The organism is Streptomyces sp. NBC_01092 (assembly GCF_045039535.1).
GTDB lineage: Bacteria > Actinomycetota > Actinomycetes > Streptomycetales > Streptomycetaceae > Streptomyces.
Genome location: NZ_CP108659.1, coordinates 36,852 through 50,463, shown reverse-complemented (window position 1 = coordinate 50,463; position 13,612 = coordinate 36,852). Strand labels below are relative to the sequence as shown.

The following is a 13,612-nucleotide window of genomic DNA, read 5'->3' as shown; positions in this document are numbered from 1 at the left end:
GCTGTCACAGCTCGGTCCACGAGCGGGGCTTGCCGCCAGTCAGTGGGACCACACATCAGAGGTGGGGCCGTGGTCTTCCAGGTCTTCCAGGACGACCGCTCCCAGCGGCACGTCGCGGGCGAGGTCAGCCACGAGCGGATGGTGGGCGACCATGGCCTGGAGGTCGCTGATTCGGTTGTCCATCGCCTGGCGCCTAGCGCCGGTCAGCACGAAGAGGACCCGGGGAAACACCGGGTACCAGCGGAGCCATCCCTGCCCGGTCGGATGCCGACGCCGACCGGCCGGCTGCGGATCGTAGGTCCACAATCTTGCGTACTCGATCAGCTTGGCCGCCAGTCGCTCGCTGCTCATGGTGGCGCGGTCGACTTCGACGAACGCCCGTAGTTTGCGACGTTCTTCGCCCTCGATGGCGGTGTAGTGCAGGACGGCGTCGGCGACCACGCGTTCGCCCTCCCCGATGGCGTGGGAGACCTCTGGTGTCCAGTCCCACGGGCCGTGCTCGTCGTCCTGGCGGCGGGCGTCGGCGGCGAAGGCGAGGTGGGTGCGCAGGACGGTGAGGGTGTGCGGGGTGCGCAGGGAAGCGGCGGTGGATGAGGTGATCGGGTACGGCGGGCGGCCACGCAGCGCGGGCCAGTCCCTCGTCAGGCGGGCGCCCTTCGGCGTGAGGTACCAGACCCGGGTGCGGTTTGACTGCGGCAGAATCACGAAGTCGACCAGGTGCTTGCCGAGCAGCTCGTTCAGCCGCTCCGAGACCGACTGGCGGGAGCGGTCGGGCCGCAGCAGGTGCAGGAGCTGGCTGGTGGTGGCCATGCGGTGCTGGGCGAGTGCGGCCAGGATCTGGTGGCGCAGCGGCTCTGTCGGACTCGGGGCCAGGCCCGAAGAGGTGGGCTGGAGGCTTCTGGCAGTCATCAGTGGAATTCCTTGTTCTGCACGTCCACAAGGGTGGAGCGGGCTTGGCCGGGGGAAGGCGCGAGTTCGGTGAGGAAGGCGAGGAGCCGACTGTGCTGGCCGGCGGCCCGAGCGATGAGCTGGCCCAGTGGTGCCGCCTCGGCTGTTGCGTGGGCGGCACGGTGAAGGGCCGGTACCTGGCCGGGTCGGGCGTAGTCGGCGAAGACGTCGTCGAGGTGGGGGCCGGTGATCTGGGCGGGTCCGATCCGTCTGCCGTTCACGGTCAGGGACATGTAGTGCTCGAAGCGGTTGAGCGCGGCGACGATGTCCGGACCGGGCGTGTCACTCCACTCGGCGGTGACGGGCGCGATCGCCGAGCGGGAGCCCGCAGTGCAGGCCAGCGTGGAGGCGTTCTGCAGCAGGGACTGCCGCACTGGTCCGGGAAGGCGGGACAGCAACTGCGTCATGCCGTGGACGTGGCACTTGTACTTACGGAAGTCCTCGAACATCGACGCGATGGTCTCCGGCGCGGCGCCGGTGAGAGTGATCAGCTCATCGAAGTACGGGCGGAACGGGACGCGCCGGCCTTCCGGGGTGTCTCTCCTCGAGCGCACGGCGCGCAGCAGGTCCCGGGCGAGCAGGGCGGTCAGCAGGCGGTCGGTGGGTCCGTTGCCGCCCGGGCACACCCACACGATCATCCGGGTGTCCATGGCGGCGCGGATGTTGTAGGCGCTGTTTGGCTGGCCGAGGAAGGCGCGGGTGACGGGGTTGGCGGCCAGCCGGGCGAGCGGGTTGAGGACGACGGGTAGGGCGTCCGCGGGCAGGGCCGGGAACACGGTGTCCCACCAGGCGCGGGTCTCGGCATCGAGCCTGTCCTGCACCGCCGCGAGCGCCGTGGCACGGAAGGTGCCGTCGGTGAGCAGGGCCCGCACCTGGAAGAGGGTCGCCTGGTCCCGCGCCCGGCCCGCCCGGCACGCGGTTTCGTTGACGGCGACCAGGACCGTGAGAGCGGCGGTGAGGATGGTGATCGCGCGCGGGGCGGTGGTGTCGTCCCAGCCGAGCGCTGCCGCGCAGGCGTCCACGGTGGCCTCCACGACCTCGTGGGCGACCTGGCCCTGGTGCATGCCGATCGGATTCCACGAACTGACCGGCGTGTTGGGTTCGTGGACATTGAGGTCGATCAGCGCAATGCGCTGCATGAGGTGGTCATGGGCGAGGAAGGGCAGGGCGCGCGGCCAGGAGTCGCCGTGCGGGTCGACGAACAGCAGCCCGCCGCCGGCGTGCGCCCAGCCGATCGCCTGGGCCAGGGCGCGTTCGGTCTTGCCGCCGCCCGCCTTGCCCACCCCGACTTCGAACAGCGTCTCGGCGGCATGGGTGGCGACCAGACGCCGACGCCCGTCCGGGGTGCGGTAGATGCCCTGCAGGAGCAGCTCCGGGTTCTGGTGCTCGAAGGTGGGCAGGTCGTGGGCGAACAGCGGGACCCGGCAGTGCACGGTGGGCGGCTTGAGCAGCCCCGCGAGTTCTTCCAGTCGCAGCCAGTTGGACCTCGGCGCCTGGCACTGTCCGAGCGCCCAGCGCCGTTCGAAGGCGCCGCGGGTGGGCCAGTGGTCGGCGCCGATGCGCCAGGGGCCCAGCCTCCAGCCTCGCATCGCCCACCGGGAGCGGCCGCCGAACACGTCGAAGGCGGCCTGGAGCTGGGCGAGCCGGGCCTGGGCACGGCCCTCGATGTTGGAGGCGCACATCACCAGCAGCTGGACACGGACGAGTTGGTCGTCGTTGGCGAGCTTGCCCAGCGCCTCGGCCGGTTCCACACGGCGGGGGACCGGTGGCATGACCAGCCGCCGTCCTGCGGCCGGTCCGGACTGCTTGCCGAGCAGCTGCTGCAACTGCCAGGACAGCGAGTCCTCGACGCCGCCGGCGTCCTGACGGAGCCAGCGGGCAGCCCGCTGCGCCTCGCGCCGCTCGGAGCGGCGGGCCGCGCTCATCAGCTGCAGGCGGCGTGCCCGCAGTGCCCACTTTGGGGCGCGTTGGATGTCGAGGCGTATCTCGGCGAGGTCGCCGAGTTCGGCGCGCAGGTCGGCTACGGCGTCGACGAGCGGTTGCAGCGGGTCGGGGATGAGGGGCACCTCGCGCAGCGGCGCGGTCAGTTTGCCCCGCAGGATGAATTCGGCCCGCACCACATGCTCGCGCGGCTTGTCGAGGATCGGTCGGGCCTTGCTGACGGTGACGTCGGGACCGAACGGGGTGATGGCCAGGAGGCGTTGGGCGCCGGCCGGGCCCTCGATGCGGTAGCGCAGGGGTGTGCTGCCGTCGCAGCGGAGCCGGATCTGCACGGCTTTGGCCCGGCGGGGTGCCCACCAGGGCATGGCCGTGGACGCGCGCGCCAGCTGCACACCGCGCCGGAAGATCTCCTCCAGGGATGGGTCGAAATGCGCCGTCGGGGCCAGCTCCAGCGCCATGCGCTCGGCCGAGGCCTTCTGGGCCAGACGACGCACCAGCGCCTCGCCCGCAGCCCAGACGGCGACGACAGCCAAGGCAACCACCCACCAGTAGGTGATCACCCAGCCGGCGGCGTGAACGATGCCCAGGACGAGGTCGACCACCTGGCCTGGCACCGACGCTGAGGCCTGATCGGTCAGGTACGGGGCTGCGGAGTCCACGTAGCTGTTCCCTTCTTGATGACGCGGGTGAAGGACAGGTCGGTGATGCGGAGGTCGGTGTAGGTGCCGCCGCGGTCCTGGCCGGCCCACACCAGATGGACCACCGCCTGGTTCGGGCTTCCGTCCCGGCGGGCGATGGCGGCCTGGATGCGGAAGCGGGCGGGGGCGAAAGCCGGTGCCATCACCTGGCCCGAGTTGGGGAAGGCGTTCGGCCACTTCGCCCGGCCGATGCCTGTGGCGTCTGCGCGTAGCAGCGCGCGGCCGGCACTGAGTAACTCCCGTTCGTCGCCGGTGGGTAGGTCGGCGGGCCAGGCCGCCTCCAGCGACCGCTGGACGGCCTGGTCGCCAGCCGCCCCGTCGCCGTGCGGCGGCAGTACGGAGGGAAAGCCGGACGGCGTCTCGGCGGCCGCCGACGGCATAGTCGGGCCGATGGTGGCCCTGCCAGCCTCAGATGCACGGACCGCAGCTGACGGATCCGCAGTCGCAATCGACGGCGCCGCTGGGGCAGGTGACTCCTGTTCCTGCGGCAGGCTCAGCAGGGCGACGCCGACGACGGCGAGCAGGACGGTGCTCAGCAACAGCAGACGCGGTGAGCGCGATGTAGGTTCCGATTTGATTTGTCGGTGGCCGACGCTGTGACCAGCGGATTCGATCCGGCGTCCAGACGGTTTGTCGGCGGTTCTGTCCGGCCGATCTGTCGCTTCCTGCGTGCCAACGCCCGGTCGGGGGAGTTCGACCGGCTGACCGTCCGACCACTTGTTGTCGCGGCCACGGACGAGGGGCGCGCTGGCGGGTGCCGGTGTGTCGTCCTCCGGCCAGGGGTAACCTGCCGAAGAGGCATGGCGCCCAGGCTGGGACAGGGCCGGTGACCGGAGACAGGAGCCTCCAACAGCGGCTCCAAACCGACAAGTTGCCGACAGAATGCTCGGACAGTGACAACTTGAATCGGAACCTACACGCGATGTGGTGGTCACAGTAGACGGGCCCCTCCCGCATAGCCGGGCATCGCATTGACGGCGTCCAGGCGCACGACCGTGCCTGGTCGGGGAGCGTTGACCATCTGTCCGCCGCCTAGGTAGATCGCGACGTGGTAGATCGTGGAGTCACGTCCGGGCGTGGTGGCGTAGAAGACGAGGTCACCGGCCTTGAGCGCGCTCGTGCCGAGGCTGGCCGGGATCCGCTTGCCGACACCGGCCTGGGAGGCCGCGACACGCGGCAGGCTGATGCCGCCCTTCGCGTACGCGTACTGCGTCAGCCCGGAGCAGTCGAAGCCCTTGATGGCCGTTCCGCTCTTCCCGCCGGGGGAGCAGCAGATCCCGTACGACTTCCCGGACGTGTTTCCGCCGCCCCACGAGTACGGCACTCCCCGCTGCGACAGTGCCGCCTCGATGACGGTGCGGACCTTGGCGGACACGTTCTTCAGGTCCGGGTCCTTGGCGGCCGCCGTGTACTGGTCGATCCACCCCAGCACGTTCGACACGTACGCGTTCGAGCGGTTGTACGAGAAGATGGCCGCTTTCAGCTGTGCCCGCTTCGTCAGATCGCGGCCGTTGCCGCACAGGTAGAGCGAGGCGCCGAGCGCGGCGTCGTCCGCGTTGTGCGGGTCAGCCCTCTTGTCGCCGTTCGCGTCCCTGCCGACGCCGTCCCAGGTGGAGGGCAGGAACTGGAAGGGTCCGACGGCGCGTTCGGCCTGAGCGGTGCCGTCCCACTTACCGCCGTCGGTGTCCGGGAAGACGCTCGTGTTGCCACCGGCCCCGGACGCATTGAGGAGTACTCCGTAGATCTTCGGGCGGATGTCGCCGCCTGCGGCGATGTTCCTGCCCACGGCGTGGTTGGACTCGACCTTGGCGATCCCGGCGAGGATCGGCCAGCGCATGCCCTGGCACTTCGGGGCATGCGTGCCGGCCTGCTGGACGGCCTTCTTGTACGCGGTCAGCATCCGCGGCGGGATATCCGCGGCACTGCCGCCCTCGGCGATCCCGCCATCGTCCTCGGCACCCGACTTCAGCGCGACGTACGCACTGATCGCGTTGCCTACCGGGGCGGCACAGCACACGGCGGCGAACAAGAGCAGCGCCACCACACACCCCCACCGCGCCATGCGGCGCCGGGCCGGCCTCACTGGGGATCCTCGTCCCACGGCATCGGGGGCCGCTCCGGGCGCCTGCGCTCGGCGTCGGGCGCGGTCCTGCGCATCAGCTCCTGCCACCGGGCTTGTGCCTCGGCGCGGCTGCTGCTCGAGGCTCCGCTTCCGGGAAGGCGTGAGCTGGACCTGTCGGACGGTGATCCGGCTGGCTGCCGGGGCGCACCGCCTGCGAGCCGCGTCGGCGATGGCGTCGGTGCGCTCGGTGCTGTGCTGCCGGAAACCGGTGGGGCACTGGGTGGCGCAGCTGCTGACCTCGCGCCACCCGTGCCGGAGGCTCCAGTCGGCTCAGGAGCCGGTGTTGGACGGGTCGGCAGGCGTCGGCTGCCGACCGGGCCGGTCCTGCCACTGTCATCCGTGTGTTCACCCGCGGCGGCGGATGTCTGGCGGCCCGTGGGTCTCCAGGCCCGGCGGTCCTCGCGGAGGGTGTTGCCCCAGACCCGCACCTGCTGGCGGGCTTCGTGGGCGTAGCGCGAGCCTGCCGCCCGGGCCCGGCTGGCATTCGCGGGCAGGCCCATGGTGGTCCCGTACGCAACCCGGCCCCCGCGATTGAGGAGGCGGTAGCCGCGGTAGCGGACCAGCCGGTTGTGCGCCCGGGTCGACAGCAGTGTGCGGTCGGCGTGCTGGTCGTGCAGGACCTCGCCGGTGCGCGTGTCGACGACCTGGCCGTCCTCGTCGCGGTACCGGTCCGGCGGGCCTCCGGGCCGACGCGGACCCCCACCGCCCGATCCGTCGCCACCGTCCCCCGGATCGTCCGCGTTCGGGTCTCCGTCGGCGAGGGCCTTGCGCCACCTGGCCAGGTGTTCCTTGTCCGGCCGGCGGCCGATCAGCAGCCAGTGCGCGCCCTTCCCGCCGAGCCGCAGACCGAGCCCACCCACGGCGGCGGCCGCGGTGAGCGGGGCCAGACCGCGTCCGGCTTCGGCGGTGGCATCGGCCAGGACACGGCCGGTGTCGGCCGGCATACCCGCCCCGTCGACCAGCGAGCCGAGCGCGCCCATCAGCCGTTGGCGGGTGCCGAGGATCCCGTACCGGCCGCCCCCACTGCCGGTGAGGGCGCGCAGCCCGCCGCCGTATCCGCCGAGCCCGGCGGGGGAGTTCATGGCGAGGGCGGCGCCGAGCTCGGATGTGTCGCCGGGCATGTGGGTGCCGCCGACCTTGGCGTAGCGCATCCGCATGGCCATGCGCCTGCCGAACGAGGAGATGCCGGTCAGCATCCGGCGGTGCCCGGCCGCGCCCGCGATGGCGAGGACGTCGATCAGCAGGATCCGCTCGGCCATCAGGTCGGGGCCGTTGGTGAGGGTGGCGTCGACGGCGATCCCGAAGAACGGGATGAACGCGCAGATGCCGACGACGGCGAGGATCGAGATCCCCCACACCGAGAGCCATTTCCACACCGACTGGCGGGCGGGCCCGGGCAGCATGCCGGCGATGAACGTCACGCCGCCGGCCGCCGCGGCCGCGGCGCAGATGCCCTGGGTGCCGAGCAGGACGATCGTGGACGACAGCAGCATGCCGCAGATGAACAGCGTGGCGATCAGCAGCAGGAAGGCGCCGCCGACCCGCCACCAGGTCGGCTTCTCCGCGTACGCGGCACACGCCTTGCCGACAGGGCCGGCCCTCTTCATGTCCGCGAGGAATACCGCGAACTCCTGGTCCTCCTCGGTGATCACGGGGCGGGCGGCGTTCAGCAGTTCCCCGCCCGGAGTCAGGGACGGCAGCCCCCCGGTGTCCGGGCCGTCATCAACACGACTATCGGGGTCGTGGCCGGCCATGCAGTATTCCTTGGCCGGCCCCCAGATATCGCTGCAGGCTTCCCTGGCGTCCTGTGACACTTCCCCGTCGGCCTGGTAGCCGCCGATGAGCCACTTCATATGGACGGCGTAGGCCTTGCTGTCGGACTTCTTGGCGGGGTCGAGGATGCGCCCGTACTGCAGCAGCATGTACGGCTTGACGATGAGCGCGTTGGTGATCGAGTCCTGGAGCGGGCGGGCGACGTCGGTGGAGGAGACCGGCCGCTCGGCCTCATGCTCCAGGCACTTGATCTCGGCGTTGCCGGCCATGCCGTCGCACGGGCCGCGGCTGGCGAGCTTGCCGCCCCAGTTATAGGCATTGACGCTCTCCTGGGCGACCGCGGCGGCTACTTCCTGGGTCTGTCCCAGCGGGCCGTCCTGGGTGAGCAGGTAGTCGGGGCGGACGAACGCGGACGCGGCGAACGCCGCGATCAACAAAGTCAGGAACATCTCACCCAGACCGCGCCCCACCTTGCCGCGGACGATCATGAAACCGGTAAAGACGAACGCCCAGGCCAGCAGCAGCCCTTTGAGTCCCAGGGCGTCGACGACCACGTGGTTGTAGGCGTCGGAGACCTTCTGCGCCGGCGCAAGGAGGATCTTCAGCAGCGGGAACCTAAACGCCATCTCGATGGCCCAGCCCGCCAGTCCGACCAGCAGCCGGATCATGGCGAACAGGCCGGACAGGGCGAAGGCCAGGGACTGGGTTTTGAAGCTGAAGATGGAGCCGCCCTGGGCGTTCAGCTCATAGCCGTTGATCGGCACGCCCTCGGACGAGTAGATGTTCAACGGGGCGAGGAGGTCACCGGTCTCGCTGTTGCTACTGGCCGCGTACACGACCTGGCTGTTCACCAGAACGAACACGGCAGACAGCAACACGACCGTGGCCGCCGAGCGTAGGGTTGCGCGGTCTGGACGGAACACGTCAGCGCCGCCTTCGCCCTGCGCTGCTTCGCCGCCGCCACACCACGAGGGCGGCCACGCCGGCACCGGCCGGCACCAGCCTCCACGCCGCACCGGCACCGCCCGGCTTCTCGACGGAGGCGGTCGTCCTGGTGCCGCGCTCGCAGTAGTCCTTGGCCGGTCCCGCGATCGGGGCGCACGGATTGTCGTTCGTGGGACGGGTGTCAGCGGCGAAGGCGCGCCCCGTGTCCGGCCACCATGCGTGCGGGACACCCACCCCGACGGTCAGGGCGAGCACGCCGACCACGACGGCGGCCACAGCGAGGACACATGCGGCGGCAATGCGCCGGGAGCGGTCGCAGGGCGAAGAGATCATCAGACGTGTTCCTTTGGACGGGTTCCTGCGGTCTCATCGGCGGGCTCCGCACGCTGGGCGGGCGGGGCTGTGCTCGTGGGGCGTCCCGGCGTGGTGGTGATGGAGGTGGTGATGCGCCGGATGCGGGGGATGGTGACCTTGATGCGGCCGGTGTTCTGCCGCGGGCAGGCCAGCAGGAACTCGCCTTCGCGGCCCTTGCGGCCGACGGGGGACAGGCCGGTGGTCACGAGCCGCACCAGCGCGTCGTCGGCTGGGTCGAGGCCGAGGAACTCCAGCCCGCGGCGGGCGCGTTCACGGTCGGCGGTGCGGGCGAGCGCGCGGTAGGCCATCAGGCCGCGGTCGGGGCCGAGTTCGTTGGCGTCGTGGGACCCGGCGATGAGGCCGGCGCCGTGCTTGCGGCCGTCGTGGAGGATCTCGTGGACGAGCGCGGTGCCCTCGGCGGATGAGGTGAGCCAGTACAGCTCGTCCAGCACCACCGCGGTGAACCGGCAGGGGTCTTCGAATGCGGTCTGCCGGGCGATCGCGGCGATCAGATAGAGCACCGCCCGGCCGATCAGGGCCTCCAGGGGCTGCTGGTGCAGGACTTCGGGGCTCGCGAAAGCCGCCTTCGGAGGCAGTTTCAGCCCGGTCGTCGTGATCACGATCATGTCGGAGGTGCTGGAGGCGTCCAGCCGCACCGGTGGGAGCCCTGGGTCGAACACCATCGCCGCGAGCGGGTTGGTGGCGACCACGCGGATGAGGCCAGCGAGGGTGGCGGCTGCGTCCTGCCGCTTGCCCGCTTTCTGGCCGGCCATCTCCTCCAGGATTTCCAGCACGCGGTGCATGGACGGGGCCTCGCCGGCAGCGGCCTGTTCGACGGCGTGGTGCAGGACCTCGCCGCCTGTGCTCATCGGGCCGATGCCGAGTTGCAGGGTGAGGTAGGACAGGGCGTAGTGGCGGCCTTCGGGGCCGTCGAACATGCGCAGCGGGTCGATGGACACCTCGGCCTGGGCGGCGTCGATGATCTGGCAGCGGCCGGCGGCCGCGCCGCGGGCGAAAGTGGCCCACTCGCGTACGAGGGTCCGGTCGATGCAGATCGCGCATCCCCCGCGCGCCCAGACCGCCTCGGAGATCAGCTTCTCCAGGACGCTCTTGCCCGCGCCGAGGTCGCCGACGATGCCCATGGACGCCGAGGCGTCCTGTTTCGGCGCGTCCGCCACGTTGATCATCACCGGGCGGGTGGTGCCGCAGTCCAGGTCGATCCCGAGGAACATTCCGTTCGGGTCGCCGACCTCTGAGGCGGTGAAGGCCCCGCCCAGCGCCCAGTCCTCGGAGACCTGGTGCTGGGTGAACTCCCTTACGACGCCCGGCCGTACGGTGCCGGGCAGCCCGAGGGTGAACAGGGCCTCCTGGAGTCCGGCCGGGCGCACGGCCCGGTAGTCGGCGCCGCCGAGCAGGGCGGCCAGGGCGCGGGCCCTGGCGTCGCAGACCGCGGCGGTCGGCCCCCAGACCGTCAACCCGGTCACCGACTGGACCTCGACCTCCACGCTCGTGCGGGACAGCCGCGCGTCCAGCTCGCCCAGGTCGCGGGCGGCGTCGGTCAGGGAGGCGGGCATGCCGGTGGGGCGGGCGTCGTACTGGTCGGCCTGGTCGATGAGTTCGTTCTTCTTGCGCCGCACCTGGTCGCGGGCCTTCTCCGCCGGCACGAGGGTGAGGTCGACGGTGTAGTCGACCGGGAAGTCCAGGGTCTCCAGCTGGGCGAACAGATCGGCCGCCTGCTGACTGACCGCGGGCGGGCACTCAGCCAGCGCAAGGTGGGCCTGGTAGCCCACCCCGGAGTCGGACTCGACTTGCAGCCAGCGACGGCCGAGCGGGGAGCCGGTGTTCACCCGCCACCAGGACGTGCGGCCCGACCGCGTGATCCGGCCCGAGCCCTTGAGCTCGTCGACGTCGTCGAGGGCAGCATCGATGCCGCCCTCGTGCAGGCGTACCTGGCCGAGGTCGGCGTAGCTGGGGGAGCGCAGGACCCCGTCACGGATCTGCCCGCCGTACAGCTCGCTGGTCTCGGCCTCGGCGAGCAGCGGCTCGGCCAGGCCGCGGTGCAGGGCGTGCTGGATCATCCACACGATCTCCGCCGGCCGGGCGGGGCGGAACGCGGTTGCTCCGGCGAGCGCGGACTCCACCCGGGAGGCCTGCTCGCGGTAGCCGGCCACCTCCCGCCGAGCCACGGGCGCAGCCCGCATCCCCAGCAGCGGCGCGACGTCGGCCCATACCGCTCCCAGCGACGCGGTGACCTGCCCGCCCGCGGCGTCACTGTGCAGGGGAACGGCCAACCACAGGGTGCGCCGGTGCATCTCCTGCTCGCTCAGCAGGTCCAGGGTGGCTTCGACGTTCTCCACCCACGGATGCACACCGCTGCCCTCAGCCCGGTCCGTGGGCTCGATGCCCTCGACCATCTTCAGGGCGATCTCGCCCGGGTCGACCTGCGCGCACAGCCCGAACAACCTTGGTGCCCCGGACAACGAGCGCACCAAATGCGTGACCTGGGCGAGCTGTTCGTCACGGACCGCGGCGGGCACGTAGGTGCCCTGGATCGTCTCCTCGCGGCGGCCGCGGGCATCAGGCTCGGGATGAAGCCGGTAGATCGCCCACACGCTGCCGTGCGTCGACCACGCCAGATGCCCGGCGATGTGACGGATCGGAATCCTCACCGCGACGCACCCCCTTGCTCAGCGAGAGCAAGCAACTGCTGGACGCCTGACAGCGGTCCAGCCGACGCCGGAGCAACCGCCTGCGCTGTTGCCGGACGGAGCAGGGACGAGCGGGACGGTGCGGGACGGCGTGGAGCGCGGGCGCGGGACGCGGACTGCCGAGACGCCCGACCTGGTGCCTCTGACGAGGCGGGAGAGGGCGCGTCCTCGATGGTGAACCCTCCGAGCAGCGGCCGGGGAGCCCGGTCGTGGGCGGCCCTGCCGCCGATCCGGCCACCGCGCGGCTGCCAGCCGAGGAGCAGCCAGCCCCACGCAGCCTGTATCGGGGCACGGCCGGCGATCCTCGGACGACGCACCGTCCACACGGCCAGCACCCATGCGACGACGGGGACCGGGCCCATCCACGACCACCAGCTGACCGTCTTCACCAGGAGGAAGCCGCCGCCGACCGCGAGGGCGATCTGCGCGGGCGTGTAGGGGCCGAGGGGGATCTTCCAGTCCGCGACCTTCCCCAGCACCCAGGGGTGGCGGCGGGCGGCGGTGTAGAAGCGGCTCACCCGGGCCGCGGCTGCCGCGCTCACAGCCAGCCCCCCACACCCGGCGAATGCTCGCGCGACGTTGGCAGTTCGGACTGAACCATGCCCGGTACGGCGGGTGCGCCCTTGGCCGGGTTCTTCACCTCGTCCTCGAACATGCTCGCGAGGTCGTTGCGTGAGTTGTACAGACCCAGCGCGACCACCATCAGGATCAGCGCGCCGATCCCGGCCTTCAGCGAGAACTTCTGGATCATGATGCAGACCACGAGCCCGACCAGCCCCACCTGGAGGCCTTTGGCCGCCCAGTCCCCGAGCATGGCGATCCACGCGTCACCAGAGTCGTCCAGCCGCCCGGCGAGGACGACACTGTTCATGGTGTTCACCGGGCACCCCCGACCGTGCCGACGCCGGACTCAAGCGCCGTGACTTCCCACCGGCCCGAGCGGGCCCTGAGCGCGAGCTCGTATGCCAACGGCCACCGCCCACCAGCGTCTTGGGCTTCCACCTGCGCGAGGATGCGGACCTTCGTTCCGTCGGTCGGGACCTTCTGGGCGGCCGCCGGTTCCTCGACAGCGGACACCTGCTGCGTCTCGACGGACGTGTACGGGGCGGGGGAGACCGGCGCCAGCGTTACGCCGGGGGCGAGGTAGCGGTCGACCTCGCCGGCACCGGTCACATACGCGGCGAGGAACTCCGCGACCGCCGACGTCAGATCGCCCTCCGGGACGCTCACGCTGTACGCCGACTTCGGCGCCTTGGCCGGAGCTGGGCCGGTCACTGCGCCCGGCGCGCCAGTCACGGTGAACGAGGCCCCCGCACGGTCGGCGGCCACCGGCACCGCGAAGTAGCGCAACCGTCCGTCGGCGTACTGCGCAGCCAGCGTCACCGACCACGCCTCGTCGGTCCGCTGCGCACTGCGCACCGCTGTCACCGACTCCGGGGCGGGCTGCGCATCCGACGTCTCGGGCAGATCGACGTCCGGGCCCATCGACTGCGCAAGCCGGGCCTGCGCAGTGCTCTCGCCGCCCGCGCGGCTGCGCAGCCACGCGTCGAGGAAGAGGGTGGCGTAGCCGGCTGGGCTGGCCGGCACGGTCGTTTCAACAGTGGTCGGTTGAGTCGCGGGTGCGGCACGGACGACGGTGGCCGGTGTGGCCACGGCGAAGGCCAGCGCGATGGGGCCGGCCGCTACCGCACCCCACACGCCCAGGTGGCCCAGGCGGACCCGTCGCCGCATCTGCTGCAGCCGGGCCCCCGCAGCGGTCGGAGGAGCAGCGTGTTCTTCCGCTGCCTGCTTGGCAGGAGACATGGTCGACCTCCCAGGTCAGAGCGCGTTGTTGCGTCTGACCCGAGGCAATCCGTCGACCCCGACCTGACCAGCGACCATGAAGGCCCGACCACGATCACGAATAGGCCACAAAGCCGTGGTCGGGTTTGTGGTCGCCCCGACCACAGAGCCGACCACGACATTTCGCACCCCACGAAGCCGCCTCCCGCCCGGGGACTGCATGGCGGTCGGGGCGGCGGTGTGCAGCCCCGCGCGGGACGGTTGCCTGCCGGTGAGTAGTGGTCCGGCCTCCTGCTCCGGGGACTGCTCACCGGATGCGCAGCCGGTTCCCGGCGAGCGCC

Annotated in this window: 9 protein-coding genes and 1 pseudogene; all 10 read right to left on the bottom strand. The window is 71.3% G+C overall.

The genetic code is table 11. The features are described from left to right. Positions 1-4 precede the first annotated feature (4 nt). Positions 5-909 (bottom strand): annotated as a pseudogene (locus OG254_RS00290) (replication-relaxation family protein). After that, positions 909-3,548, bottom strand: coding sequence for an ATP/GTP-binding protein (locus OG254_RS00285; RefSeq protein ID WP_405576207.1), 2,640 nt, complete (start codon positions 3,546-3,548; stop codon positions 909-911). Before OG254_RS00285 ends, OG254_RS00290 begins: the two are co-directional and overlap by 1 nt. Next, positions 3,524-4,126, bottom strand: a complete 603-nt coding sequence (locus OG254_RS00280) for a hypothetical protein (protein ID WP_405576204.1) — start codon at positions 4,124-4,126, stop codon at positions 3,524-3,526. Before OG254_RS00280 ends, OG254_RS00285 begins: the two co-directional genes overlap by 25 nt. Positions 4,127-4,518: 392 nt before the next feature. Next, on the bottom strand, positions 4,519-5,628 hold the full coding sequence (locus OG254_RS00275; RefSeq protein WP_405576202.1) for a C40 family peptidase: 1,110 nt from the start codon (positions 5,626-5,628) through the stop codon (positions 4,519-4,521). 38 nt (positions 5,629-5,666) lie between these two features. Beyond that, on the bottom strand, positions 5,667-8,405 hold the full coding sequence (locus OG254_RS00270) for a hypothetical protein (protein WP_405576200.1): 2,739 nt from the start codon (positions 8,403-8,405) through the stop codon (positions 5,667-5,669). Position 8,406: 1 nt separating this feature from the next. Further along, positions 8,407-8,760: a hypothetical protein gene (locus OG254_RS00265; RefSeq protein ID WP_405576198.1), complete on the bottom strand. Its 354-nt coding sequence runs from the start codon at positions 8,758-8,760 to the stop codon at positions 8,407-8,409. Continuing rightward, complete coding sequence (locus OG254_RS00260) at positions 8,760-11,450, bottom strand: ATP-binding protein (RefSeq protein ID WP_405576196.1); 2,691 nt, start codon at positions 11,448-11,450, stop codon at positions 8,760-8,762. Before OG254_RS00260 ends, OG254_RS00265 begins: the two co-directional genes overlap by 1 nt. Then, the gene (locus OG254_RS00255) at positions 11,447-12,031 is read right to left on the bottom strand and encodes a hypothetical protein (RefSeq protein WP_405576194.1); all 585 of its coding nucleotides are present in this window, start codon (positions 12,029-12,031) and stop codon (positions 11,447-11,449) included. The genes OG254_RS00260 and OG254_RS00255 overlap by 4 nt, the downstream gene beginning before the upstream one ends. After that, positions 12,028-12,360: a hypothetical protein gene (locus OG254_RS00250; protein ID WP_405576192.1), complete on the bottom strand. Its 333-nt coding sequence runs from the start codon at positions 12,358-12,360 to the stop codon at positions 12,028-12,030. Before OG254_RS00250 ends, OG254_RS00255 begins: the two co-directional genes overlap by 4 nt. A 5-nt stretch (positions 12,361-12,365) precedes the next feature. Then, on the bottom strand, positions 12,366-13,292 hold the full coding sequence (locus tag OG254_RS00245) for a conjugal transfer protein (protein ID WP_405576190.1): 927 nt from the start codon (positions 13,290-13,292) through the stop codon (positions 12,366-12,368). Positions 13,293-13,612: the final 320 nt, after the last annotated feature.

Excerpts from the sequence above, each read along its gene's own strand:
- OG254_RS00265 (WP_405576198.1), bottom strand. The coding sequence starts at position 8,760 with ATGATCTCTTCGCCCTGCGACCGCTCCCGGCGCATTGCCGCCGCATGT.
- OG254_RS00250 (WP_405576192.1), bottom strand. The coding sequence starts at position 12,360 with ATGAACAGTGTCGTCCTCGCCGGGCGGCTGGACGACTCTGGTGACGCG.
- OG254_RS00245 (WP_405576190.1), bottom strand. The coding sequence starts at position 13,292 with ATGTCTCCTGCCAAGCAGGCAGCGGAAGAACACGCTGCTCCTCCGACC.